Annotated in this window: 30 protein-coding genes; 13 read left to right on the plus strand and 17 right to left on the minus strand. The window is 40.5% G+C overall.

The features are described from left to right. Positions 1–7: 7 nt before the first annotated feature. Genes BO18_RS20245 through BO18_RS20255 form a run of 3 tightly spaced genes read left to right on the plus strand, consistent with a single transcriptional unit; the run spans position 8 to position 5,878 of the window. Positions 8–1,612 carry a type I restriction-modification system subunit M gene (locus BO18_RS20245; protein WP_034449200.1) on the plus strand — a complete coding sequence of 535 codons (1,605 nt, stop codon included), beginning with the start codon at positions 8–10 and terminating at the stop codon, positions 1,610–1,612. A gap of 2 nt (positions 1,613–1,614) precedes the next feature. Then, entirely contained in the window at positions 1,615–2,733 is a 1,119-nt protein-coding gene (locus BO18_RS20250) for a restriction endonuclease subunit S (RefSeq protein WP_034449202.1), read from the plus strand. A gap of 13 nt (positions 2,734–2,746) precedes the next feature. Then, the gene (locus tag BO18_RS20255; protein ID WP_034449203.1) at positions 2,747–5,878 is read left to right on the plus strand and encodes a type I restriction endonuclease subunit R; all 3,132 of its coding nucleotides are present in this window, start codon (positions 2,747–2,749) and stop codon (positions 5,876–5,878) included. A gap of 117 nt (positions 5,879–5,995) precedes the next feature. On the opposite strand, the gene BO18_RS20260 is transcribed toward BO18_RS20255, so the two are convergent. Then, entirely contained in the window at positions 5,996–6,313 is a 318-nt protein-coding gene (locus BO18_RS20260) for a hypothetical protein (protein ID WP_034449205.1), read from the minus strand. A gap of 270 nt (positions 6,314–6,583) precedes the next feature. Here BO18_RS20260 and BO18_RS20265 point away from each other — a divergent pair, with 270 nt between their 5' ends. The 9 genes from BO18_RS20265 (at position 6,584) to BO18_RS20305 (ending at position 12,616) form a co-directional block, all read left to right on the plus strand. Next, positions 6,584–7,576: a helix-turn-helix transcriptional regulator gene (locus BO18_RS20265; RefSeq protein WP_051689003.1), complete on the plus strand. Its 993-nt coding sequence runs from the start codon at positions 6,584–6,586 to the stop codon at positions 7,574–7,576. Positions 7,577–8,028: 452 nt separating this feature from the next. Next, positions 8,029–8,253, plus strand: a complete 225-nt coding sequence (locus BO18_RS34995) for a hypothetical protein (protein WP_028507750.1) — start codon at positions 8,029–8,031, stop codon at positions 8,251–8,253. 1 nt (position 8,254) lies between these two features. Further along, complete coding sequence (locus BO18_RS20275; protein ID WP_034449207.1) at positions 8,255–8,995, plus strand: ImmA/IrrE family metallo-endopeptidase; 741 nt, start codon at positions 8,255–8,257, stop codon at positions 8,993–8,995. Further along, positions 8,979–9,251 (plus strand): hypothetical protein, encoded by a 273-nt coding sequence (locus BO18_RS20280; protein WP_034449208.1) that lies wholly within the window; start codon positions 8,979–8,981, stop codon positions 9,249–9,251. Before BO18_RS20275 ends, BO18_RS20280 begins: the two co-directional genes overlap by 17 nt. Positions 9,252–9,590: 339 nt before the next feature. After that, positions 9,591–10,151: a sigma-70 family RNA polymerase sigma factor gene (locus BO18_RS20285; RefSeq protein WP_028507747.1), complete on the plus strand. Its 561-nt coding sequence runs from the start codon at positions 9,591–9,593 to the stop codon at positions 10,149–10,151. Continuing rightward, on the plus strand, positions 10,148–10,714 hold the full coding sequence (locus tag BO18_RS20290; protein WP_081861168.1) for a type II toxin-antitoxin system PemK/MazF family toxin: 567 nt from the start codon (positions 10,148–10,150) through the stop codon (positions 10,712–10,714). The genes BO18_RS20285 and BO18_RS20290 overlap by 4 nt, the downstream gene beginning before the upstream one ends. 1 nt (position 10,715) lies before the next feature. Beyond that, positions 10,716–10,931 carry an excisionase gene (locus tag BO18_RS20295; RefSeq protein ID WP_034449211.1) on the plus strand — a complete coding sequence of 72 codons (216 nt, stop codon included), beginning with the start codon at positions 10,716–10,718 and terminating at the stop codon, positions 10,929–10,931. A gap of 187 nt (positions 10,932–11,118) precedes the next feature. Further along, a complete protein-coding gene (locus BO18_RS20300) occupies positions 11,119–11,316 on the plus strand; it encodes an excisionase (protein ID WP_034449212.1) in 198 nt (65 codons plus the stop codon). Between the two features lie 73 nt (positions 11,317–11,389). Then, positions 11,390–12,616, plus strand: coding sequence for a tyrosine-type recombinase/integrase (locus BO18_RS20305; protein WP_034449214.1), 1,227 nt, complete (start codon positions 11,390–11,392; stop codon positions 12,614–12,616). Between the two features lie 231 nt (positions 12,617–12,847). Here BO18_RS20305 and BO18_RS20310 read toward each other — a convergent pair whose 3' ends face one another. The 3 genes from BO18_RS20310 to BO18_RS20320 form a co-directional block, all read right to left on the minus strand. Beyond that, a complete protein-coding gene (locus BO18_RS20310; protein WP_185752530.1) occupies positions 12,848–13,609 on the minus strand; it encodes a hypothetical protein in 762 nt (253 codons plus the stop codon). A gap of 896 nt (positions 13,610–14,505) precedes the next feature. Next, entirely contained in the window at positions 14,506–15,852 is a 1,347-nt protein-coding gene (locus BO18_RS20315) for a hypothetical protein (protein WP_034449218.1), read from the minus strand. 304 nt (positions 15,853–16,156) lie between these two features. Beyond that, positions 16,157–16,975, minus strand: coding sequence for an EFR1 family ferrodoxin (locus BO18_RS20320; protein ID WP_034449220.1), 819 nt, complete (start codon positions 16,973–16,975; stop codon positions 16,157–16,159). A gap of 117 nt (positions 16,976–17,092) precedes the next feature. On the opposite strand from BO18_RS20320, the gene BO18_RS20325 reads away from it, so the two are divergent. Further along, the gene (locus tag BO18_RS20325) at positions 17,093–17,644 is read left to right on the plus strand and encodes a TetR/AcrR family transcriptional regulator (RefSeq protein ID WP_034449222.1); all 552 of its coding nucleotides are present in this window, start codon (positions 17,093–17,095) and stop codon (positions 17,642–17,644) included. Between the two features lie 286 nt (positions 17,645–17,930). Here BO18_RS20325 and BO18_RS20330 read toward each other — a convergent pair whose 3' ends face one another. The 13 genes from BO18_RS20330 to BO18_RS20385 all read right to left on the minus strand — a co-directional run bounded on the left by BO18_RS20330 (position 17,931) and on the right by BO18_RS20385 (position 26,693). Continuing rightward, on the minus strand, positions 17,931–18,785 hold the full coding sequence (locus tag BO18_RS20330) for a hypothetical protein (protein ID WP_034449224.1): 855 nt from the start codon (positions 18,783–18,785) through the stop codon (positions 17,931–17,933). Between the two features lie 311 nt (positions 18,786–19,096). Beyond that, positions 19,097–19,660 (minus strand): hypothetical protein, encoded by a 564-nt coding sequence (locus BO18_RS20335; protein ID WP_034449225.1) that lies wholly within the window; start codon positions 19,658–19,660, stop codon positions 19,097–19,099. A gap of 97 nt (positions 19,661–19,757) precedes the next feature. Next, the gene (locus BO18_RS20340; protein ID WP_034449227.1) at positions 19,758–20,243 is read right to left on the minus strand and encodes a hypothetical protein; all 486 of its coding nucleotides are present in this window, start codon (positions 20,241–20,243) and stop codon (positions 19,758–19,760) included. Between the two features lie 143 nt (positions 20,244–20,386). Beyond that, a complete protein-coding gene (locus BO18_RS20345; RefSeq protein ID WP_051689004.1) occupies positions 20,387–22,054 on the minus strand; it encodes an alpha/beta hydrolase family protein in 1,668 nt (555 codons plus the stop codon). A 7-nt stretch (positions 22,055–22,061) separates the two neighbouring features. After that, positions 22,062–22,511: a hypothetical protein gene (locus BO18_RS20350; protein WP_185752531.1), complete on the minus strand. Its 450-nt coding sequence runs from the start codon at positions 22,509–22,511 to the stop codon at positions 22,062–22,064. Positions 22,512–22,795: 284 nt separating this feature from the next. Continuing rightward, on the minus strand, positions 22,796–23,614 hold the full coding sequence (locus tag BO18_RS20355; protein WP_034449231.1) for an MBL fold metallo-hydrolase: 819 nt from the start codon (positions 23,612–23,614) through the stop codon (positions 22,796–22,798). Positions 23,615–23,647: 33 nt separating this feature from the next. Next, positions 23,648–24,211, minus strand: a complete 564-nt coding sequence (locus BO18_RS20360) for a hypothetical protein (RefSeq protein ID WP_034449232.1) — start codon at positions 24,209–24,211, stop codon at positions 23,648–23,650. A 97-nt stretch (positions 24,212–24,308) separates the two neighbouring features. Continuing rightward, positions 24,309–24,482 carry a hypothetical protein gene (locus tag BO18_RS35000; RefSeq protein ID WP_185752532.1) on the minus strand — a complete coding sequence of 58 codons (174 nt, stop codon included), beginning with the start codon at positions 24,480–24,482 and terminating at the stop codon, positions 24,309–24,311. Continuing rightward, positions 24,479–24,667 (minus strand): hypothetical protein, encoded by a 189-nt coding sequence (locus tag BO18_RS20365; protein ID WP_034449235.1) that lies wholly within the window; start codon positions 24,665–24,667, stop codon positions 24,479–24,481. The genes BO18_RS35000 and BO18_RS20365 overlap by 4 nt, the downstream gene beginning before the upstream one ends. Before the next feature lie 76 nt (positions 24,668–24,743). Then, the gene (locus tag BO18_RS20370; protein ID WP_034449237.1) at positions 24,744–25,514 is read right to left on the minus strand and encodes a PHP domain-containing protein; all 771 of its coding nucleotides are present in this window, start codon (positions 25,512–25,514) and stop codon (positions 24,744–24,746) included. Between the two features lie 34 nt (positions 25,515–25,548). Continuing rightward, entirely contained in the window at positions 25,549–25,902 is a 354-nt protein-coding gene (locus BO18_RS20375) for a RidA family protein (protein WP_034449239.1), read from the minus strand. A gap of 33 nt (positions 25,903–25,935) precedes the next feature. Further along, positions 25,936–26,337: a GNAT family N-acetyltransferase gene (locus BO18_RS20380; RefSeq protein ID WP_051689005.1), complete on the minus strand. Its 402-nt coding sequence runs from the start codon at positions 26,335–26,337 to the stop codon at positions 25,936–25,938. Positions 26,338–26,513: 176 nt separating this feature from the next. Then, positions 26,514–26,693, minus strand: coding sequence for a hypothetical protein (locus tag BO18_RS20385; protein WP_034449242.1), 180 nt, complete (start codon positions 26,691–26,693; stop codon positions 26,514–26,516). Positions 26,694–26,884 lie beyond the last annotated feature (191 nt).

Consider the following 26,884-nt stretch of genomic DNA (forward strand, 5'->3'; position numbering starts at 1 on the left):
AATAATCATGCCTAACGAAGAAATTAACAATAAAGAAAGAGATGAATTGCACAGAGCAATTTGGGCTATCGCCGAAGATTTACGTGGCTCAGTAGATGGATGGGATTTCAAAAACTATGTATTGGGCACTATGTTTTATAGATACATTTCAGAAAATCTTACCAATTACATCAACAAGGGCGAAATAGCAGCTGGTAACACTAATTTTGATTATGCCAAGATGGCTGACAAAGATGCAGAAACCGCACGTAGTGGTCTCGTTGAAGAAAAAGGATTCTTTATCCTCCCTAGCGAATTATTTTGTAATGTCCATAAAGCGGCTAATGATGATACAGCTACATTTATTGATAAGGATGGACATCCCGCAAGTGTTAAGGACAACCTCAATGAGCTCCTTGAAATGATTTTTATTCACATCGAGAATTCTGCCGTCGGCACAGAATCCGAAGGTGCATTTGAAGGATTGTTTGATGACTTTGATGTTAATAGCAATAAACTTGGATCGACGGTTATTAAGCGTAATGAGACACTAAGAAAACTCTTGGATGGAATTGCAAATATGAATCTCGGTGATGTTAAGAATAATACCATCGATGCTTTCGGCGATGCTTACGAGTATCTTATGACAATGTATGCTAGTAATGCTGGAAAATCCGGAGGGGAATTCTTTACTCCTTCTGATGTTTCCAAACTGCTTACAAGACTCGGAACGGTTGGAAAGAAATATGTCAATAAAGTGTACGACCCTGCATGTGGTTCTGGTTCTTTATTACTTAAAGCCGAAGAGATATTAGGGAAAGACGGAGTAAGAAACGGTTTTTACGGTCAAGAAATCAACATAACAACATATAACCTTTGTAGAATCAACATGTTCTTACATGATGTTGAGTTTGATAAGTTTGATATAGCCTGTGAAGATACTCTTGTCTCTCCTCAACATCTTGATGATGGGCCGTTTGACCTCATCGTATCAAATCCCCCGTATTCAATTAAATGGGAAGGCGATGATAGCACAATTCTTCAAGGAGATGAAAGATACAGTGTTGCAGGCGTTCTTGCACCCAAGGGCAAAGCTGATATGGCTTTTATAATGCATAGTTTATATAGCTTGGCTCCTAATGGAACAGCAGCAATTGTATGCTTCCCTGGCTTGATGCACAGAGGTAAAGCAGAACAGAAAATAAGGAAGTACTTGGTTGATAATAATAGAGTAGATGCAATCATCCAACTTCCGGAAAATCTATTTTTTGGCACTCCTATCAGCACGTGTATTATGGTGCTGAAGAAAAACAAAGAAGATAATAGTGTGCTGTTCATTGATGCAAGCAAGGAATTCGTAAAAACCAGTACCAACAACAGATTAAGCGAAGAGAACTCTAACAAAATAATAGATGCATATATTAAAAGAGAAAACATTGAGCACTTCTGTGCCTTGGTATCACATGACGATATAGAAAAGAAAAAATACAATTTGTCCGTTTCAACATATGTTGAAAAAGCTGATACAAAAGAAGCTATCGATATTGATGACCTCAATAGTAGACTAGCTGATGTTGTTGCAAAGGAGAATCAGTTGAGAGCCGAAATCGATGCGATCATTAAGGAGCTTTAATTATGTGCAGACTAGCAGATCTTATAAATCAGTATTGTTCTGACGGGGTTGACTATAAACCAATCGATGAATGTTTAAGATATGAACAACCAACAAAGTATTTAGTTAAAAGCACGGCGTATGATGATAGTTACGATACACCTGTCTTGACTGCTGGGCAGACTTTTATTCTCGGTTATACAAATGAGACAAAAGGAATCTATCATGCTAGTAAGGACAATCCTGTTATTATATTTGATGATTTTACAACTGCGTCAAAGTGGGTGGACTTCGACTTTAAGGCAAAATCATCAGCAATGAAGATGCTTAAATCTATTGACACTGAAAAATACAATATCAGATATTTGTTCTATGTTATGCAAAGCATAGATTATACTCCCTCAGACCATGCAAGACAGTGGATTTCAATATATGGAAAGATAAAAGTCCCCATTCCGTCTATTCATGTTCAAGAAGAAATCGTGCGCATCTTAAATAGGATGACAGATTTAAAAACTGAATTAGAAACAGAGCTAGCTCTTCGCAAGAAGCAATACGAGTATTATCGAGATAACTTGTTGTCTCTTGAAGATTATGATGGAGAAATATATGAAGATTCAATGGGTTCTTTGACTACCATCGGAACAGGGAATAAACCAAGGCAGATATTAGATGAAGCAACTGAATATGACTATATCAATGCGGGCACAACAAGATCAGGATATTGTTCTTCCTTTAATCGAGAAGGAGATGTTACAACTACACCATCAAGAGGACAGGGCGGAATTGGCTTTGTAGGGTATCAGGAAAATAACTTTTGGCTTGGGCCGTTGTGTTATGCAATTAGAAGTAAAAACACGGATGTAATTCTGAATAAATACATTTATTATTGGTTATCTTCGCACAATTCATTAATACTAAAAATGAAGAACGAAGGAGGCACACCTGCTGTAAACAAGGGTGATTTGGAATCTATTGTTATTACATATCCGAGTATAGAAGAACAGATAAGAATAGTTAGTATTCTTGAAAAACTAGAAAAACTGACAAGTAGTATTTCTGACGGTATCCCTGCAGAAATCAAGATGCGTTCTCAACAGTATGAATACTATCGTGACAAATTGATCTCATTTGAAAACTAAAGGAGATATAACCATGAATACTTATAACATAATTGCCGAAACGACTGAAAATACTGTTGTAACGGAGTATACAACTACTTTACCGCGTTCTGTCACTTATCAAAGCGAAGCTGCTCTTGAGGCAGAACTTATTAGAATGCTTGGCGAGCAAGGCTATAAGTATCTTTCTATACACTCCGAAAAGGATTTAATTTGCAATCTTAGAGCTAAGTTAGAAGAATTGAATAGTTTTAGTTTCTCAGATTCAGAGTGGGAACGTTTTTTTGCCAATTCAATTGCTAACAGCAATGAACATATTGTTGAGAAAACTCAAAAAATACAGGAAGATTGCATTCAAGTTCTTAAGCGTGACGATGGTTCATCAAAGAATATTACGCTGATAGACAAAAAGAAAATCCACAATAATAAGTTGCAGGTTATCAATCAGTATACGATCAACCAGAATGAGGGAGCTAATCACGATAATCGTTACGATGTAACTATTCTTGTAAACGGGCTTCCTTTGGTTCATATAGAATTAAAAAGAAGAGGTGTGCCTATTAGAGAAGCATTTAACCAAATAAATCGTTATCAGAGAGATTCGTTTTGGGCCGGTTCTGGTCTATATGAATATGTTCAATTGTTTGTAATCTCAAATGGAACTCACACTAAGTATTATTCTAATACCACAAGGTTTAATGCAATTAGCAATAACAATAATCCGAAAGCTAAAAAAGGTAAAACAAGTAACAGTTTTGATTTTACTTCGTTCTGGGCTGATTCCAATAATGTAATTATCCCCGATCTCATTGATTTCACTCAAACTTTTTTTGCAAAGCATACATTGCTCAGCATCCTCACTAAGTATTGTATTTTTACCTCTGAAAAAATGCTTATGGTTATGAGGCCCTATCAGATTGTAGCTACTGAACGCATCCTTAACAGAATTGAATTTGCTAATAATTACAAACAATACGGCAAGGTTGAGGGTGGCGGATTTATTTGGCATACAACAGGTTCCGGAAAAACATTAACATCTTTTAAAACAGCAAGACTCGCATCAAATCTCAAATATATTGAGAAAGTTATGTTTGTTGTCGATCGTAAGGATCTTGACTATCAGACAATGAAGGAATATGACAGATTTGAAAAAGGTTCAGCAAATAGCAACAAATCAACAGCAATATTGAAAAAACAACTTGAGGATGACAACGCCAAAATAATAATTACTACAATTCAGAAACTTTCTACATTTATAAAGAATTCCCCTAAGCACCCTGTATTTGGGAAACATGTGGTAATAATATTTGATGAATGCCATAGAAGTCAGTTCGGCGACATGCATAAGGCTATTACAAAATCTTTTAAGAAGTATCACTTATTTGGCTTTACTGGTACTCCTATTTTTTCCCTCAATTCCCCTAGCGGAAAGAATCCTGAATTCTACACCACTCAACAAGCCTTTGGTGACAAACTACACACATATACTATTGTGGATGCTATTAATGATAAAAATGTTCTTCCTTTTAGAGTCGACTACATCAAGACTATGGATAAAGAAGATGAAATCGACGATGAACAGGTTTGGGATATTAATCGAGAAAAAGCTTATATGGATCCTCAACGTATTGAGATGGTCACATCATATATACTCGACCATTTTGATCAGAAGACATATAGAGGGAACAAAAGCTATGTAATGGATGTATTGCAAAATATATCGGAGGTCGCTTCAGCAGACAACGGGAAAATAGAAGAAATTAAGGAAAAACAGCGTGTCAGCGGGTTTAATTCCATTTTTGCTGTATCAAGCGTAGATATGGCAAAACTATATTATCAAGAATTCAAGAAACAAATGGCTGCAAACCCGGTCAAAAAACTAAAAATAGCTACCATTTATAGTTATGCAGCTAACGAGGAAGAACAGGACGGAATACTCGATGAGGAAAACCCTGAAGATACATCCGCACTTGATGTTCCCTCTAGGGATTTTCTCCAAATGGCTATAGATGATTACAACGAAGAATTCCATACCAACTATAGTGTTGATGGAGAGAGTTTCCAAAGCTATTACAAAGATGTGTCCTTGAGAATGAAAAACAAGGAACTAGATCTGCTCATTGTTGTAAACATGTTCCTTACTGGATTTGATGCAACTACCCTAAACACCTTATGGGTAGACAAAAATCTTAAAATGCACGGTCTTATTCAAGCTTTCTCGCGCACCAACCGTATCTTAAACAGCATTAAATCATTCGGCAACATTGTCTGTTTTCGCAATCTACAAAAGAGAGTTGACAGTGCTATCTCTTTATTTGGAGATAAAGAAGCTGGTGGAATCGTTTTATTGAAAACTTTCAAAGATTACTATTATGGATACATTGGAAAGGATAAGAAGAAAGTTCCGGGTTACGTAGACTTAATCAACGATTTAACTAGTGGTTTTCCGTTGTCAGAACCAATGATTATTGGTGAGCAGAATCAGAAGGATTTCATTGCATTATTTGGTTCTATTCTCCGCATCAGGAATATCCTTGTGTCATTTGATGACTTTGAAGGCAATGAGATACTCACAGAAAGGGATCTCCAGGATTATTTAGGACGATATCAGGATCTTCGCGATGAGTGGAAACGCAAGAGAGAATCAGGCGATATTACCGATATAAATGACGACATCGTATTTGAAATCGAACTCGTAAAACAAATCGAGATTAATATCGATTATATTCTTATGTTAGTTAAGAAATACCACGATAGTCATGGTTTGGATAAAGAAATCCTCATCACAATTCAGAAAGCAGTTGATTCCAGTCCTGAGCTAAGAAGCAAGAAAGCCCTTATTGAAAACTTCATCGACGGAATCAATGATATGGATGATGTAATCTCCGAATGGCATGATTTCGTTATAGAAATGAGAGAAAAAGATCTTAAGATGCTAATAGATGTCGAGAACCTTAAGCCGACTGAAACAAGAGAATATCTGGAAAACGCATTTAGGGACGGCGAAATTCGAACGACCGGCACAGATATTGTGAAAATTATGAAACCGGTTTCTAGATTTGGCGGAGGTCAAGAAGCCAAGAAAAAAGCATTGATAGAAAAGCTCCTGGCCTTTTTTGAAAAGTATTTTGGTATTTCAGGAAGTTTCTTCGAAGACGACTTCTGAGTTTAAAATGAGGTGGACTGCATAGCTTCGAGACAGTCAATTTCTTACTCAACGCTTTATTTTAGAAAACCGATGAGCATTGACATCATCGGTTTTCTTTTGGTGTTGAAATATTAATTATTCAGTTCTGAACTCGCAATCAATATAGGAAAGAAGATTCTCTATTTTCTCTCGGTAATCATCTGTATTCGAAATTTCTGCATCGAGATTCTGCAAGGAAGGATTTGATGTGGCAACCCTTTCAATCAGTTCATTTCCTTTCTCCTCACCTAATTCCTTAATAATTGCTTGCTCAAGATTTAATGTTGAAATCATCTCATTAAGATACCGGACTGTCACTTCCAGGAAGGCATCATAGAGTCTTCCTTTAGAGATTGTTTTTGATTCATCCATTACGTTCCTTAATCCTTGTCTGAAATCATTTGTCTTATACATACTATGGCCTCCATTTCATTGATTTGATGCTTTTACTATGACAGCGTAAAAGCCTGAAATCAATGGGTTTAGCAAAAGTTGAGACTAGTCTTGAAATTTCTTTGACATTCTCAAATTCAAGCACGCACCGTCCGTTTAAATGTACTTTTCTAAATCGGATATAGTATTGTCCGTTTAATGTCTTTTTCTGCCTTGTATAATCCAGCCAGAATGTAATCAGATTGACATATTTCCTGTTCGAAAACCGGAGTATGGGATAGGGGGTGTTTTATGGCAAATACGAAGAATGAAAAGATCAACAATAACCTTAGACCGTTGTATGTAAAGGAGATCATATTCGAGCATACTGATGAAGAGCACTTCTTAACGGTCTACGATATCGAGAAAATACTTGAAGAAGATTACGGTATTGCAGCATCTCGCAAGACAATATACATCGATATAAACACTCTTATTGAAGCTGGGTATGATATCGAATGCATAAAAGGACATGTAAATAAATATCATGTCCTTTCACGAGAGTTCGATAACGCAGAGCTTAGACTGCTGATCGATTCCGTTGCTTCCATGCAGTCTTTATCATGTAACCAAGCAAAAACGATAATAAAGAAGCTGTCACGTCTTGCCGGGCCTTCTTCTGACTGCCTTCTTCACGGTGTTGAAGTTGATGCCAGACCACGCTCTGATAATAACCAGATCAACTACATCATTGATGTGCTTATCGAGTCGATCAAGGTTAATAAGCAGATCTCATTTAAGTATTATGAATATCAAACATCTACTAAAAAGGTACTAAAGAACGGCGGTAAGGAATACGAGGTATCTCCATATCAGCTTGTTTGTTCAAGCGACTACTACTATCTCCTGGGATACTCTGATACATATGAGAAAGTAACAGCTTTCAGAGTAGATCGCATATGCGGCATTCCCAAAATGCTTAAGAAGAGCAGCGTACCAAAACCTGATAATGTTTGCCTCAAGAAATATATGCGTGAATCATTCCATATGAAGAGCGGAACCGAAACTGCGGTTTCCCTGACGTTCCATACGAGTGTCATAGATGCTATTGTAGATCGTTTTGGTCAGGATCTGGATATATCTTTCCTCCAAAAAGACTACTGTATTGCAAAAGTAAACGTACCGGTAAATAACGTGTTTTTTGCATGGCTCTTTGGCTTTGAGGGAAAGGTAAGAATTGCCGGTCCTTCTGAAGTACAAGACCAGTATATTCGTATGGTTTCAAAGGAAATGGCGCGCTTGTAACAATGTTACAAATCGCTCATTGTTAGGCTTTTCACCCATCTCCTCGTTCGAACTGTAACCGTTTAGGGACAGACCGGAAAATAGCTATTGCAAAGCAAAATTGCGGTTCGTATAATGAAGCCACAAACGAAAAACAAACATTCGTTCGCGATTACTCCTTTCAGAAAGCGAGGTGAGGATAGATGCAGATGATAAACAAAAACTTGGTTCTTTATCTTTTTTCATTACAAGTAACTCCATATCGTCCCGACCATCCTCACCTCTCTGGAATGGATCAGGCAAGCGGACCAGGTCAAAGAATTATTATCCCGTAGTAACCAACTACAACCATCAACAAGAAGGAATTTCGCAAAAGCAGTAATGCTCGTGCGTTTAGTACAAGTCGTCAATTAAGCCTCTATCCGGATTTCTTCCCTTTAGCCGGCAGAGAGAATACACAGGAGGAAAATGAAGTGAAAAGAAAAGAAGTTAAAGTGGAAAGTACTAAAGTTAAGAGTCTGTTGATCCCGAAGACTCTTATCGGAAAGAACGGAATTAGGCACGAGATCACAAAGGTCCTGTTCTGTGCTCACTCAGAAGACGGTGAGTTTGAAGGTCTTCGTTATGCAGTTAGTTTCAGTGGAGCAGAGACATATCTCTATCTCATCGACAATCGCTGGTATGTACAGGTGGTGTAACATGAAGAAAAGAACATCAGATTATGAAATCAATGCCCTCTGCGGCATGCTTATCGAGGATTTCATAAAGAAATTCCACTATTCTAATACACGTGTTATCGATATCGAGACTTTTGTTACAGACTATCTGGGAACAAAGATCGTATTCGAGACCTTTGATTATGAGACTAAGGGACGAGATGGCTTTTTATCAGATGGAATCACTCAGTTGCGAGTTATTCGTGACGGTATAAGCCAGCGCGTCATCTACCCCAAGAACATAATCGTCATTAATTCCGACTTAAACGATCCGAATGTACTTGCCAGATTGCGGTTTACAATCGCACATGAAGCGGGACATCTCATTTTAAACAGACATATTCCCGGCAGTTGTGAAGCAGCATTCCACACTGAATTCACGGAAGGCGAAGAATACTCAATGGATATGCTTAAGAGCATGTTATCGATCAGAGAAATAATGTCGAATAAAGCTGCTGCCAGTCTACTCATGCCACCCTTTATAGTTAGTCGTGCTCTCAACACGTATAACAACGGCAATAAGGTAACTGCTTATACAGGAAGCGATACAATCCTTCCAGACATAAGCAAGCGCATCATACAAAGAATGGCTGACAGTATGGGAGTGAGTTTCAGTGCATGCTATCGACGACTCAAAGAGCTTGATCTTTTTGACGTGAAACCATTCTCAGAATATGCCATAAACTTCAACAATATGGAGGCCGGCTATGATCAATCAATATAAGCCTTCTACAAGACGTATCGTTGAAGAAGCTCAGGCATATGCTCAGGGCAAGATCAAACGTGATATCAAATGTCCTGAATGCGGTCATATCCTCACCAAAGCATATGGTCACGAACATTTCTGCATAGAAGTGTTTTGCAAACACTGTAAGTTCAATGACATAGTCGATCTGGCAATGCTCAGACGTAGAAAACAAATAGGAGAATACAACATGAAATTCTGGTACATTCCTTTGCCCAAGGACAGGACAGCATAAGTAACATTGAGCCTCTGCCACTCTTTACTGAATGGTATTTGCTTAAAACAACCGAATAAACTTGACTTTAACCGAGCAAGCGAAGCAGGATCCTTGATTAAGGACTGAAAATCTATCAAGCACCGTACGAAGTTTAGAAGAGATCTATTTCTCTTCTATTTCGTACGGTGTTTTCTTTTGCCCTACGAAATAATCCGCTTCGCACGTCGCCTCAAGTTCCTTCCTTACCCGATTAAGTCGGAAAGGAAGAGAAATGTTTCACAGATATCAGCACTATCCCGGAACTCCAATGAATTCTCTGCCAAAAAACAAATACGGATTATTCAAAGGAGACCTCAAATGGATTCAGTTATTAACAATTTTGATAATGATTGCAAGGTTATTAGCCTTGTTGCGGAATACGAAGGATATACAGGCAAAGAACGTTATGCGATCATAACTGACCTTACCGAAGATGAGCTCAATGCTCGTTATTCAAAGAGAATCAACAGATTTAGACCTTTCATTATCCTCACGAAAGAAATGGGTGAAGTAATTACCGAGCACACTAATTGCGAGAAAAAGCATGATATGAGAATAGCTCGAGGAGATATCTATCTTCACGATATCGATGATTACGAGTTGATTCACTTATCTTTATTCGTTGACGACGATCAGACAATCAGAGAAAGAAATCGTGCAGCCAGGAAAGAAAGGCAGCGCATCAACAGCATTAGCAGAAAAGCTTTAATGACTCTGACTCCAAAGCAAAGAGACTATCTTTATCGCCACTATATCTTAAACATGACAATTAGAGATATCGCAGCCGAGGATGGTCTTAACAGGAACACCGTTTGGGAAATTTTTTCTTCAGGACGCAAAAAATACAAAAAGGCTGTAGAAGCATTGGAGGTGGCATGATGTATAGCATAGCACTTCCTTCTTTCAGACCTATAAGCGGCGATATTTATATCTGCAAATCCAGAAAAGGTCATCCTACTTTTAAAGATAACAATCCGGTACTTGTCTTGGCTACCGGAAGGCCAGATGACTTTATCCCAACGGTCGTTGTTGCACCGATCGCAACAGTAATTAAACGATTAGATATGGATAGTCATGTTTTACTAAAGCCTAACCATACATTTACCGAGTATTCAACATTAATGCTTGAGCAGACAAAAAGAATAGATATTACAGAACTTGAATGCTTCATCGGTCGTATAGGTCACGAGGATAGAGTTTGGAAGCATATCAGTAAGAGCATAAAGAGCACACGCGAGTTTTATATGGCAGCCAATGAACAGTCTAATAAAACGAGTCAGGAATCAACCTGCCTTTGCTACAAGTGTCTTCGATATTACTCGAGCAATCCTGTCTATCAGATAAACCGGCTTTCTTCCATAAACGGAAAGATAGATAAGTGCGATAGATGCGGTCTTTATCACGGATTTGAATACCTGATTACCGAGAAAGGAGTTGAGTGATATGTATACACATCATAATAAGGAATTCGATGTAAGGATTTCCGAAAAACCAACTCTCACTGTCTATGAAGCAGCTGCATATACAGGCATTGGAATTGAAAAACTTGTAAAGATATCCGAAGAGCCTGGAACCGATCTTGTTATATTCGTGGGTAAAAAGAGATTGTTTAAGAGGAAAAAACTCGAGGAATTCCTGGAAACACATGATTCAGCATAAATGTGCAAATAGCAAAATCGCACATTTGTAACCTCACCAAACACATTATAAATTACCGTCAGGAAGCAAAGCCTGATGGTTATATGATCATTAAACCTAAGGAGAACCATCATGGAAATAAAAGCTTATTGCAAAAGGCACTTAATCAGAATCCGCATTCAGAGTCTTAGGAAAGGGGGCTTTGATTATGAAGCATGAAGTACCTATATCCGAAAAAGCTTTGCTTACTGTTGATGAAGCATCAGAATACTTCAACATTGGCCCGCAGCGAATCAGAGATCTCACCAATGATGATAATTGTCCCTATGTATTGTGGATCGGCACCAAAAGACTCATCAAACGAGAATCATTCAAAGAGTTTTTATATAGCCAATACTCAATCTAAGAACAAAGCAAGAGTGCGCTCAAATACATAGATTATTTGAGCGCTCACTATGATACTTGGAGGTCCATTATTTATGAAAACCAAACGGTTAACTAAAAATAAAATCAAGTTGAAAACCGGAGAATCCCAACGAAACGATGGCGTTTATAGATACAGTTGGTACGACAGATTTGGCAAAAGACATTATCTCTATAGCACCTCATTGCCTGAATTAAGGAAAAAAGAGGAGGAACTTAACAGGATGACTTTACAAGGCATAGACTATAGCCGCCTTGAATGCACTGTTAACGAATACTTTGAATTATGGAAGAAAATCAAGACTGGTATAAGAGAAACAACTTTTGCTAATTATGTTAGAACATATGAACGCTACATAAGACCTGATTTTGGTAAAACAAAATTAAAGAACGTAACATATAGCAGGGTTGTCTTGTTCTTTAACAATTTAGTAATTGAAAAGGGTTTAAGATTTGGTTCTATCAGAAATATTGAAGTAACTCTTTCCATGGTTCTAGATATAGCCGTTAAAGATGAGGTAATAAAAAACAATCCATGCAAAGGAGCATTAAAAGAATTACAGCGAGCATGTGCAAGTAACACAAAAGAAGTTAGAGCACTTACACTTGAAGAACAGAAGCTATTTGAGAATTATCTTGCAAAACCAGGTCGTTTTCACGCTTTCTATCCTCTCTTCACTGTAATGCTTTGGACAGGTATGAGAGTCGGCGAAGTTCTGGGTTTAAGATGGCAAGATGTAGATTTCGAAAATAACGAAATCAGCGTAAATCACACTTTGATGTATTATGATAAAGGTGTGGGAAAAGGTAGTGCATATAAAATTAATCCACCCAAAACTAAAAGCAGCTATCGAATAGTCCCGATGCTCCCCAAGGTTAAAGAAGCATTCCTCGAGCAAAGGGAGTATTTAAAAAATACAGGCATCAGGTGCAAGGCCGTAATAGATGACTATACAGATTTTATATTCATAAATACTGTCGGAAATGTTTATAGCCATAAAAAACTTAACTATAAGTTGTACTCGATCAGCGAAGAAATAAACAAAGAACTCAGTATGAATAAAGGAACCGATATAAAGGCTTTCCCCAAGCTTCATAATCATATGCTGAGACATACCTTTGCTACACGAATGCGTGAAGCAGGAGCAGATATGAAGGCTACATCAGAAATGATGGGACATGAAGGCATCCTGATAACTCTGACAACTTACACAGATGCGACTAGCGAGTTTAAAAAGAGAGAAATCTCTCTTCTTGAAGATTACTTAACAAAAGCAATGTAGGTGCTGCCACTATTACTGCCCCCAAAAGCCACTAATAGTTATTATTTCTGATAAATTCTAAATTATTCAGTCCTTAATTCAGATAGTACATTTTAGTATGACGGGTGCATACATCATATGATGAGATCTGCTAATGCAGATTGCATGGAAGAAAACCTCCGGGTCGTTAGCTAACCCGGAGGCAAGAGGAGCTCTCTTCCTTATTCTAGAGAGCAACTCTACGTGAAATAACTATTTGATAACCAAGCTCTGAGTACCATATGCGCCTTCGTCTCTCCAGTAGCAAGCGCGAGCCAGTAGCTCGACGGCGGGAGCTGTCGAGCCAGTCTCAGCCATTGCGTCGAATGCCGTTGCTAATGCGACGAGCATTTCCTGGGAAACACAATACTTTTCGTATCTTTTCCCATCTTCAACACTACCATTGACTACGTAGACGTGGTTTTCCTTATCGAGAGGATAATCGCTGCTCATTGTAACTAAGCCAATTGAGCCATCCTTAGAATAGTCTGCGGGGTATATAAAACTCATATCCGTGCAGACGGGAAGGCCGGCTGAATAAATGTGTGCATTCTGCCAATTGAAGTTCACGCCCATTCCGGTATCGTTTGAATAGCTGCATCTTTCTTCTGGCCATTTTGCATTAGACTTAAATCCATACGCTTCCATGAACTTATCTAAATCGATATACTTAGCATCGCTTCCAGGAAGATCGTACAGATAGTCTTCGATATGGACAGAAATAGTAAACTCGACACCATTAATAGTGTAAGTATTACCATTCTTTACGGGTGCTGTGCTCTCGGTTTCGGTTTCAGTAATCATAGCGTCACTAGGGATGCTCTGATTAGGCTCTGAAACGTCCGGATTTACGGTGGTCTTTGTGTCGCCTGTAACTGCAACGGTTGTTTCGCGATTGGCCGCACCACTGTTGCTGCAGGAAGCGACGGAAAGGAGCATGCAAGCTGCAAGTAAAGTCGATAGTAATTTTTTCATATAGTTGTTTACCACCATTCGTAATGTATATATGTAATTATACATTTAGAAATAAAAAAGCAACTAGGAAGAAGTATCCTTAATCGGCAACATTGGAAACGGCAACAACTTCTAGTTTCCTATACAAACAACAACTATTTAATTGACCTCTAAAGCAACCGATTTAAAGACTTTTCCAAGCTTCATAACAACGCGAGTATAAAAAGAGATTTTTCTCTTCTTGAAGATTACTTAACAAAAGCTATGTAGGTACTGCCACTATTACTGCCCCAAAGACTGCCACTAACCAATAATAGTTATTCACAACTATAGAACTTTATTGTACAATTAGTGGCAGAGAAGCCTTGAAAATAGGGAGTTTTAGAAGAATTCGGGAGATATCCCCGGCATGGGGGTTCGGCTCCCCCCTTCTCCGCCAAAATTATCAAAGGGTTTCGCAAAGCCCAATAAAATAAGGCATTTGCGGGCTTGGGGCACATCTAAAAAACGGCTTACTGCCACTTAACTGCCCCTAAATGCAAATATCTTTCAGATTTGCCCTTTCAAAACGGTTCTCAGTGATGAGGACCGTTTTTCATATGTAGAAATATATTTTTCTTTTCCGATTCCAATCGCACATTGGAAAACAACGCTATTCCGGACTAATCTATTCCGAAAAGGAGGTGTTTATGATCATTATTTGGGGTGGTTCCTTAGCTTTTCTCTTCAATCGGCTTCGGAAAATACCATATATTACTGAAAAATATCAATTTAGATTACCACAATGATCAGGCCTGCAACAAATAACACGAAGAACTTTGCTGCAGCAAAGTCACAACAAGAAAGCGCTTTGTGTTTTTCCAAAGCTGACAGCACAGAGCATTTCGCAAATTAATAACAGAAAAACTAAATAACTGCTATTTCACTGCTGTTGTTTTCTTACGCTTATCAAGGATGAATCTCTTGATGAGAACTGCCAGAAGGACGGAACCTGCAAAGTAGATAAAAGGCACGGCTATGGTCCAGACTTCCGGCATCTTGAGTATTTCAGTCCAGAAGTAATCATCGTATCCGCTGACCTCGAAAAAGATATGCCTGCTGAACATAAACACGGTTATAAGATAGCAGTGATCCCTTAAGAACTTCGTCACCGGATTGCCGGTACTTGTAAGAAGCGCAACGTTCAAGAGCAGCATAGACAGAGTAAAGCCTAAGGCGAGCCAGGGTATGCAGTCTAATTTATAGATCATATGTAATATTCTCATTGTTTCCTGGTATTCCGGAGTGACGAAACAACTGTTTGCCCAAGAGAAATGGACGCCTGCCAGATTAGCCAGCAGGATCTCAAAGCCAAAGACAGAAAGGTATGATAAAACTGATGCAACCGTCCAGGAAGCAATGTGTATCCGGGAGTCCTTTTTTGTCTTAGGCAACAGCTTGTCCTTATACTTCATTACCATCATGCCTATTGGAAATAACGGGATATCCGGGCCGAAAAAGAGGTGGCCGATCTTAGGCTCTGCAGATAACATACCGTCATTTATCAAATGGACGTATGGCGACAAAAATGACAGAAGGAGTATCACAATGAGAGGAATGATCTCGTTTTTGAGAAGTTTCTTCAAAAGCAGATAAATGCCGTAAAGCAAGGTGATCATAACAAATGCACCCAGGAGATATCTACCGATACAATCGAGCTGGAGGATCATCTGATACTTAATAAAAGGCATGATCTTTCTTTTCCCGTGAAGCCTGAAAATATATGACCAGATAACAGTTGCGGTCAAGACCAGGAACGGAATAAGAAGAAATATCTTGTGACGGATCTTCAAGCCGTTCTTGTAGATGTGCATTCCTGCAAAAAAGCAGAACACGGCTGTGATTATCACGAATAAATAAACACTTTCTCCACGCAGCAGATCGAATGGTGGCAGGAAATCAACATTATATTCTGTAAGAACCCTTCTGAGCGCAAATCCTAATTCGTTCGCCCTATCCTCATACGGTCTGACACCCCCCGTGGGTGACATAATATATCCATATAACGGGAATAGGAGCTGGGCCAATATAAAAGTAACAGAAGCGATGTTTGCCGCAGCATCAGATATCAATGTCTCACGGTCTGATATTTGAGCTTTGCCCTTTCTCCTACCAATAAAGACAAAAATAAAGATGATTCCGATTCCGCCTAAGATCCATAATAAAACAGGCAGAACCGAAGGGATGTTGCTATGGACAAGAAAACGCCAATCATGAATGTTCATTCCTCAATCCCCCTGATCGTTACCCTTCAACGAAATAGCGCTGAAAACCGGATAGATGACAATGACGGTAATCATCGGCAAAATGAATGATGAATTATTCCTGCTGTTACAAAACCTCCTGAAGGGGTTTCTTACTCTGTATCGTTCAAGGATAGGTTAGCATTTAGATCAAACGGACAACAACGGGCAAAATATGACAATAATACCGAAGAATTCCAAAACTTCTGCAGCAGACAATGTTGGCACCGGACATGCAGATCTCAACATTTGAAGTGTTCACCCGTCATCTCTCAAATGAGCTTTCCTAATCTATCAGGTCACGCGCTTTGATATACGGATTATGATAACGCTTTCTTTTTTCGGGCAGTCCGAGTTTCTTTGAGATCAGTGTACCGAGTGCAACGTATGCTTCGGGAGTCTTAAACTGTATCGCTTTGGAAGGACAATATACCACGCAGGCATTACATCCGTGACATTTCCTGTTCCACACCGGGCGGGAGTTTTCCATTGTAATATTCTTTGTCGGGCATACTTTCATGCATGTTGAACAACCGGTACATCTGCTGTCTGCATAAAAACCTTTATCATATTCATGTTCAACGTTGAGATACGGGACCATCATCTTCGGGAACAATTTCCTTGTTATGATCGACATATGTGGATACTTTCTATGCTTTCTTTCACAGATCTCACGCGCTGTCTTCCGCATGCTTTTCTCCATGAGCGGGATCATGATTTTCTCAGGAGGAAATGGCGGATATGCGATACACTGGCTTGCAACGCATCTGACAGCACGCGAGTAGCTCAGATGCGCACCCTTTGAAGATAGAATATCAGCCACAGTCTCAAAGGCTTTTCCGTGAATAGCAATATAAGTGGCAACCATAAATATATAGGCATTGGGGTTTACGTTAAGTTCTGAGATAAATGCTTTCATTCTTCCGGGGATATCCCACTCATAGACCGGACACACAAAACCGATCACTTCAGCATCCTCAGCGCTGTATCCGGAAGGATCATTTCTGACATTAACTATCTCCGTATCCTTCAGCTCATCTGCTATTATCCTTGCGGCCCGCAAACTGTTTCCCGTTCCGCTGAAAAAATAAATAACCTTCTTCAAAATTAACCTCCCTTAGAGGTAACACTTGTAACCCCTTTGAGAGTATTATAGAATCGCTTTGTAAACGATAGCAAGCAAATTATCTAATGTGTCACACATCCGGAGGATCTGTTACCTATGAATAATACAAACGGACTTATTGCAGAAAGATCAAAGGAGGCAATTGCTCTGGCCCTGCTCAAGGTAATGAAGATCTACGATTATAAAGAGATAACTGTTACCCAGATAACACAGGAGGCCGGGGTATCCAGAAAGACTTTCTACCGGCATTTCAGTGACAAAGACGAAGTACTTAAGCATCTTTTTGACTCACTGTATAAAGAATGCCTGTTATCGATGAAAGACAAGGGATCACATCATTACTGGGATATTATGCAATGCTTTTTCGACTTCTGGGAAAAGCATGCCGAAACACTGAAGCTCATGAAACAGAGCAACCTGCTTCATCAGCTTTTCGAAGGATCTTATGAAAGGTCTTTTGAAGTATTCAGATTCGTAAGATCCGCAGACATCGCGTATCAATACAGAGATCAGCTTCCATATCTTCTTGCTTACAGTATGGGAGGTATGAACTCAATGCTTATCAAATGGATAGAAGGCGGAATGGCCATTCCTTCATCAACACTTATCTTATGTCTTAAAGAGGGGTTCAGTTCTGATCTTCTGTAAAGAACACCTAACCATACAACCGGGCTAAGGACTCACCGTTTCATTAAATTCAAAAGATAATCTTACTGCCACTTAACTGCCACTAAGTGCAAATATCTTTCAGATTTGCCCTTTCAAAACGGTTCTCAGTAATGAGGACCGTTTTTTCATATGTAGATATATTTATTTCCCTGCTGATTCTGATCGCACATTGGAAAACACATTTATCACTTACTTAATCTCTTTCAAAAGCTACATATGAATAAAGCCGGAAGAGTCATCACTCCTCCGGCTATTTGCTTTAATTTCATCCGTGTCTTCCGGTTATATAATCCGGTTTGACCGCCGTTTTGTCTTCCACCCATTCATTGCCTATCTTCTTATAACAGACGCAGCCGATATCACTTGACTGTACCCATATGTTATAGGTGTCCTTTTCCCAGCATATACCCCAGAAATCCCACGTCCTGCAGGGTTGGAACTCGCATATCAGGTCTTCGTCTCTGTCGAAGATCTCTATTTCCATCATATCGGTACTGAGCGGCATGCACTTGGCATAGTATTGGTTGTCGAAACTGAATGTCTTATCCACAGTAAAGCTTCCGTACTGAGCCTTACGGTCAGCCGCCTTGTCTGCCAGGACCTTCTCGTAGATCGGCTCCCAGTATGAAACCATATCAGCAGGCACCTCTTTGTAGTAGTAGCCTTTAAGTTCAGGATTTCTGCCTCCGCCCATGCACAGTATGAAAAAATACATCTTCGATTCGTAACGGAATACCGATACATTTCTGCATACTTCGTTTCCGTTTTTATCAGTGAAGTATGCCATGAAATTTACTTCAGAAGCAGCCATCTCCTCATACTCATCGAACTGATCCTCACGGACGATCCTCAGATCAAGTTTATCAAGATGATCCTTATAAAACAAAGGATCGTACTTATTACACTCGTTAAAGAGTTCTACAAATCTGTCCTTATCGAAAACGGCATCCGTATTAACGGTCTCCTGCCAGTGTGATGCATCTTCACCTGCGCGAAAATCGCAAGTTATATCGCCTTCGATCTTGTCCATATGATCCAGCGGCAAGCTGAAAAAGCAACCGCTGAACATACAGAGCGTCAGCATTATAAGTACAGGTACGAGCAGTCTTTTCTTAATCACCGATAATATTCTCCTATTTATGTACCGAAAATCTCTTCATGAATCTTATTATATTCTTCTTCGGCAATATAAATGATAAAGATTTTTTCAGAATTAGTCTCGTATATGTGAACATCACACTTTTAATTTAACTCAACCGTAAAACCGCCCCATCCAAGAGGATCAAAAGCATCGGGGACTCTTTCTCCTTCAGAATCTAGCTGAAAACATAAAGGTTCGAAGGTATAACTCTTAGCATTTGGATCGAGACCCTCCAAATCTGTCATAGTAATGGTCACGCAGTTATCATCGGAATCAATACCATTCTCTCCTTATTCTTCATATCTTTCTCTTTGGTACTTTTTCTTCAACATTCTGATATGCAACGCAACGAACACGGCAAGCACAAGAACCGGAATGAGAATAATCAATATGCGCGGCAAATGTTCAGAAGGCGCTCCGTTAAGAGTGTAATTAGTGGGCAGATCGGCTTTCATCAAATCATTTGCAGATATTACTTCAATAGCATTGTAATCAAGATTTGAGAGCGGATAATCCTCTGCTATGTACAATTGCTGGTTTTCAGCGTATATGAAAACAACAGAGCAATTGAACCCATACACATCAATTATCCTGATATCAGAAACAGGCAGGCCCTGGTCTTCATTCTCAATATATCTCTCATACGCATGGCTGAACACGCCATCTTCCGGAAAGTATGTCCCGTGGGTAATATTACATCCCTGCTTGAGTTTCGCACTTGAATAAATACCGGTAATCTCATCAATAGGAATACCCTGTCTGGCGGGTTGGGGAAATACAATTATGTAGCCAATAAGAACCAGCGCAACGATGGAGACAATAAACAAAACTGTTATTACGATTTTCTTTTTCATCTTGTTGTCTGCGCCCTCATATTAATCGAATGCTGTCAAACCAAGAACTGTTTTAATTGTTATCAGTTGTGAGATAGGCCAAAGAAGGTCGCGCGAATTATTCAACCGAGCCCCTTAATGCTTCATTTATCGGATAGAACCTGAAACGCCATGAGGCAAGGGAAACATTATAAATGCGCAAAAGATCCTCATCAATTTTCGCATTTTCTTTATAGGTTATGATCTTAGCCTTTTGCTCGTCCGACATATCTTTCCATAAACTTTCAGGAAAATCCCTGAATTCGGTGTCTAAGACGAGAGTCTCTTCAAGAAAACACGCAGGAACCGTAAGACCACATTCATTTATCTGATTGATCTTATAAGCGTAAGCAAGGATCAGCGCTTTATATTTTATGTCCGTGATAAAGCTTTCGTTTGAGAAAGAAATCATCTTTTTTACAAGCTCTGCGCGCTGCTCATCCGTGTAAAACTTATCAAGCCCAAGCTGCATGATCTTATCAAGTTCTCTGCCAAAGACCTTGTAATCATATTTACTATTGACCATTCCTGTCAGCGCATTGAAATACGTCTCAACTCTCAGCATATAATTATTTTCCATATTCCTTTCAGTAGATCCGTCTGCTCTTTTTCATTTCCAGTCTTGCTGTTCTTTCTTATTCAAAGACACACCTTGAATAATGTCATTATAACATGCCGGTTTCTACCCCTATCAGCCGCATCTTCCCGTTATATTTGTTCCTGCTGATACTCTTCGTAATATGCGATATCGTCGATAACTATCTCTCCTTCCACGGCACCGTCAGTGGTAATGGTAATACCTGTAACGGAAGCAAAATCGAAAGAGGCCGACGGTCCGAACATGGTAGGCGTAACAATTACCGTCTGAAGCTGGTGCTTATATTCGTAGGATCCGAATACAACATCCTGCTTCCAGAGCTGAACTGCCAAAGAGTGGTATATGGTAACGGGACAATTTACGGATACCGTATTTCCGTTGCGATCTGTAAGCGTTACAGTATAATCCAATTCCGACTCAAGGGACTCCGTATCCTCACGCATATCAGTTATACCGAAACTTAAAGCGCCCTTAGATATATCGATATCCGGGAATGTAAAAAATGCTGCAGGAGAAGAACCCTCTTCCCACTTAACGGAAAGGACATACTCTTCGCTCTCACCGCCGAATCCCCTTTCATAAGGGACATATGTCCAGCCGGAAGAACCTGAAACGCTTACGGAAGTGCCGTTGCCGGAATTAACGATATCCACCGTATCATCGAAGGAACAAAGGGTGACCCTGGATGAATCCTCGTAATTAGTCACGTATACCGTATCAGGAAGGTCTCCTGCGTAGGAAGATATATCACGGAATAAAGATGCAAATGTATCATCTCCCAGGACTGTATAGTCCAGAAATGTCCTGATATATGCCTTGGCAATACTCTTCTGCTCACCTTCGTCTATGAAGTTGTTCGTATTAAGATATCCTTTTCCCATTGGCGCCATATCGTACTGTCCCCAAAGGGAATTAAATTGACCATGGTTGGCGCCTAGGATATATACGGATGATTTGATATACAGTTCATCAGTTTCACCCGTAAAAGTTATGTTGTTATACTGCTTTTCGCCCATCATGGAGCTTACGTCCTGATCGTTGCTTCCGTGGATAAGAAGGTAGTTGACGTCCGTCAGCTCCACCGCACGTCCCACGGGGGTATACTGATCGCATACAGGCGCGATTGCCACTATGGACTTGATATTAAAGTGATAATCAAACCTGATATTACCGTCTTCGGGATAAGCGTCCAGATCATTGAAAAGATAAGCAGTTGCCACCATCTCTCCTCCTCTGGAATGACCGCCGATGGCAAGCATTTCGGTATCGAAAAGTCCGGATAACGGATTGCCGGAAGAACCGGAGACTTCCAACAAAGCCTTCATGTTCTCCAAGAGCAGATAGGCACGGAGATCGTTTCCTGCTCCCAGTTCGTTAATGATATTCTCATCTACGGAAACAACTGCATATCCGTTAGATGCCAGGTAATGTCCCAGATATTCATATCCCAGATAAGAAGGTGTCATCGAGTCGTGAGCACCGTGGACTATAAAGAACGCGGGACAGTCTTTCTGTCCTTCGGGATACCAGATCTGCCCCTTAACCGGTGTTTTTTCATAATCCATGTCGCTTACAAGCCATGTAAGGGTATTAAACGGACCATCCGCTTTTTCCGTCTGTTCGAATACCGTAAGATCAACGGTTGCGGTCTTTATATCATCCGTGTCGTCAGGACCATATGACAGAGTGGAAACCTTATAGGATCCGTTCTTAAGATAGTCGGAAAAACCTGCAACCGCGGAGATTGAATCTCCTTCTATCGAATTATAGAAATCCACCCTGCTGTCACCGAAACTGTCGGTCCGGTAAAAAAAAGCAAAATATTGAAGCATAAGCAACACACAATACCAAAGCAATATATGCCGTTACCTGCTTAAAACGGCGGGTCTTTATAAAACCCCAGATGATGCGTCCCAAAAAGTCCACGGACAATGCCAAAAGGAAGCTCATGATCAAAGCTCCCGGGAGCTGCTCAAGCTGGTTGGCCACAACGTTAATGGCGCAGACAGCGCTGAAGGAGATAAGGAAATACGATTTGCATCTTTTGCCTCCGCCAAGGATAAGCTTTATCACCAGATTCAGGGCTTCGGCAACCAGCGCCCATAAAGAAGCCATTATCAGCAGACATAATACATAAGGCACCTTTTTGAGCATCACCTCTTCCAGGGTCGATGCCCAGAACTGTGCTGCCAGAACGGTCTCGAGTATCATGGCAAGGAATCTGCCCTTACCCATAAACTCCCTTGCAGGAGCCGTTTTCCTTTTGATTAATCCGAAAGGTTTCTTAATGCCCCTCCAGATCTTTTTGAAGATATTTACCTTTTCTTCATTAACGCTTTCATTGTTCATGAGTTCATTTTGCCTTTCAAGTTTCATATACAAGTTAGACGAAGAAAGCAGAATTTCGTTACAAGAAAACGTAAAATTATTTCGCCTGCAGTCCTGCTTTAAGCGCCGGTGCGGCTCCGGGTCATATTACAGTTATAAAATCCTGTTCAAAATACTTCTTGTCATGGAATTCAGAAATCCATTACCATTCCCGTTCTGAACTGTACTATCCTATCACCCAGTTCTTCTTTCAGTATCCTGAAAGCTCTGTCCTTGGTACAGTGGCCCGTACCGATGTAATCTATCCCGGCCTCAGTAAACTCATGAGCAGCCTTACGGATATCGCTTTCGGGACTGTTCCATAGGTGCAGACCACCAAGATAACCATAGATGTGTTTCCCGGGAAATGCATCCCTGACTTCATCAATGATCTTCCCGGGCCCGCTGTGAGAACAGGAATTGAGTATCACAAGGCCTTTGCCGGTTTCAAGGACAAGACTCTGCTCGTGGCAGAGATCATCGGGAACGAATCCGCCGTCAGTTTTTCTGAGCATATGGCCACTCTTACCGATGTCAGGATAACCGCCTTTTCTATGGGGAACGATATACACTCCGTCAGAAACCTTATAAACATCATAGACCTTTACTATCCTGTCAGCATGATCTTCCATCATCGACTTGGGAATGCCACAGTAAAACTTAATAAACAGTATCTTTCCGTAACAATCCGGCGCGGTTTTATCGCTGACATAGAACTTTGCCTTGCTGTTATGCTCAAAGAATGCGGGAATTCCATTCGCGTGATCGCAGTGCGCATGACTTAATACACCATAGTCCACATCACTGATATCAAGCCCGATTCTTTCATAATTACGCAGGAACAGATCTGATGCGCCGGTATCGAGCAGGATCTTTTTATCGCCGTATTCAATATAGAGAGACAATCCCCACTCCTGTTTTAATCCCCCGGCCGGGATATTATCTATACCGACTGTTATCTTTGTCTTCATCTTTCTGTTTAGCCTGTTAAGCGTTTTGAAATCTTATGAATTTGACCACCAATCCATTTCCTGACGGGAAACTTCTTTCCTGCTGATCAGCGTGTAATTCTCAGTCTCATATTCACACATCATATGAACATACTCTCTTTTATTGTTATCATATTTCATGACTGGAACGGTTAACGTTTTGCCATCCTCGGAATATGTGCAATACGAATCACTTGAATAGAAAGTTCTCGGAAGGCTGACCTTCCTGATCACTTCAAAAGTCTTAAGTGAAATGACGTGGAAGTGCTTTCCCTGTTCCAGAACTGCCAGTTCCGATTCATCAGGTTTAACGTCTCCTGTAACCAGATAATGAAATCCCATGATAGGATTAAGCCTCTTCTTGGTTTTCTTATCCAGGAATATCACACGCCCGGTCTTAACTCCGATCACATAATTGTCAGTGATTATAACGCAGAAAGCCTCTCCGTCAGGATCGATCACTCTTCTCCAGTGCCCTTTTGGAAGGTCATGTTCTTTAACTGCCCACGGCGCTTCTTTCGCTTGCTTATGAAGCTTCATCAACCCGAGCAAAAAGTCCTCTCCGCTCATCATTTCCATTGCATTTGCCTCCCGATGAAGGAATCCCGTTATTCAAAAAACATAATTCCATTTCTGTCCGCAGATTTTCTAGAACAAGAATAACATATCCCCGGGGTTAGTGAGACTGCCCGTTCCGATATTTGTATATCAAATCTTCGTAATCCTCATACTCGTCGGGAATGCTCTTGATTATTCCGTCCAGATAGGTATAGAACGCGATAGGTGTCGTGATCTCCGGTTTCGGATGTGTTCCGTAGTCAAGCCAGGGCAAACAGGAATTGGTCTTCATTTTGCGTTTTCATATCCAAACACCTTATTCATCGCATCGTGCGCGTTCATACCGGTCGTGTCCACACCAAAAAGCGCGCCGATCATCTCGTGCATATACGCCCAGCTGAGCTCCATGTATTCATCCCAATACCACTTGTGATAGTCTCTTAAGATCTTTCTTGCTTCTTTGGAAGTTAAGTCCATCGTGTCATTCTTTCTTCATTTGCCGCTCAATGCTTTTTCCGTTTTCCCTCTATATTTCTCATTATATAGCACGGGATCAGCAAGTGCCCATCTCCGCTATCTTATAACCGACATCTTCCGGGCAATGCGCATCCGAAGACGTGATGACCGGCACCCCGTTATTCTTTAAGGCCAGGATCAGTTCCTTATCCATTCCCAGATCAGCCGTATCAGGTGAACGTCGGTGAGCACCGCTGTTCTGATCTGCGTACATCTTATTTTTCGAGAGTGCCTTTGCCAAAGATTCGTAAAGATCATTCAAAGGGAATGAGGCTCTGTGTCCGAACATCCTGATCTGATCCGGATGGCCTATGCCATCGAAAAGGCCGCTCTCAGCCAGAAGAACAGAATCTTCGAAATATCTGCGGAAGACCGCATCCACGTCAATTCCCTGCCACAGATCCGCATTATGGTCAAAGGCAAACACGTCCACATAATGGATGCTTCCCAAAAGGAAATCCAGACCGAGATCTTGCGTGTAATAACGGATGAAATCCTCAGATTCCCTGAAGTAGCATATTTCCATTCCGAACTTTACGGTAATGGGGTAGGTTCTGCCGCGCGCCTTTTCGACCAGATCCAGATACTCATGAAGGTCCTTGAATCCCGCTTTGCGATGAAACCAGTCTCTGATAAATTCATTTCGGGAACATACGTAATCATACATCGGAGCAAATTCCGGGAACATGTAATTGTGCTCAAGAAGCCGTATCTCTGCTAGTTTCATCTCAACTGCACGCTCAACGAATCTGTCGATCCAGTCAAGTGTATATGGTCCTCTTTCAATATGAATATGCCCGTCGATCATAACCATTCTTCCTGCTGATCAGTCATTTTAAAGATCAGCTTTTTCCCTTATAGGCTATGGCATCGATCTGGAAAAGGATACCGTCACGGATAAAATCTGTCGTGTATGCTTTTCTTGCAGGATATTTACCGTTAAAACGCTTTTTGATTATTGCAGCGAGGTAATTCAAGTCATTGATATCCTTAAACAAGCAATCCATCTTAACGACAGACTCAAGTCCCAGGCCTGCCATTTTCAGTCTGTTTTCCAATGTGGTAAATGCACCGTCTATCTGAGCTTCTATAGGCTGGCCTTCATTTCCCATGCAATATCCGACAAAAACAAAATCGCCGGCTTCAATGATGGTGGAATCAGCCCAAAATTCATCAACTTCCAATCTTTTAATCATGTATACAAAACTCCTTTCCGTGAAGAAATGAGATCAATAGATCAACCGCATTTCTTCCATTCCGTCTTCTGTTACTCCCGTATATTCAAAACCGGCTGACTCATACAGACTTTTCGCCACAAAGTTTTCGGGAACGACACCTGTATAAATATCTTCCGGACCGAATCTTTCCCTGATGTATTTGAGGCCCGATTCAAGAGCCTGACGTCCGTATCCCCTGCTTTGAAATCTGTGATCAATAAGCAGTTTCCACAAAGTATAGTACTGTTTTGCTTCGTAGTATCCCATCATGATAAATCCGACGATCACATCATCATCGTAAACGGCAAAGGGATAAGCGGTCTCCTTATAGAGCTCAGCCTGAGCAAGGGATTCCGCGACTGTTGACACGAACTTTTCCTGGCAGCTGCCGACTCTCAAACCGGTGACAGCCACGTAATTTTCTTGTGTGATCGGCTCTAAGTGAATCATATTTGTGATTATATCACGAACCAAAAAAGATCAGGCCGCAGCGTCATTCGCTGCAGCCTGACTGTCACTTGCGTTTGGGCCAGACGTTTAATTCAAACAGATGGTCAAGTGATCCTCACAGATCCTGATAACGTCTTTGATCAACCGAGATTTGAGAAGTTGATGTGATCGACCAGATCTTCAAGTTCTGCTCTTGTGTGGACCACTTCATTCAGATCACTGTCCCACGGCATAACGTTGATCGACACGAAACTGTTTTCGAGGTCTATGGATATCATTGCATGACCGTCAATGCGGATTGCAAGATCAATACCTTGCAATGGCGATTTTATCCCAAACCGTGAATTATTGCCTCCGTGGGATAATTTTCAGAGGTGAAATTATCCCAAAAGTTCAAATATGCTTCACTTGGGATAATTTCCGGTCCGTATTTTATCCCAAACTGCGAGAAATCCTCATCTTGGGATAATTTCGAGCTCAGAATTTATCCCAAAGGCTTGAAAAGGCCGGC

Source organism: Butyrivibrio sp. AE2032 (genome assembly GCF_000702965.1).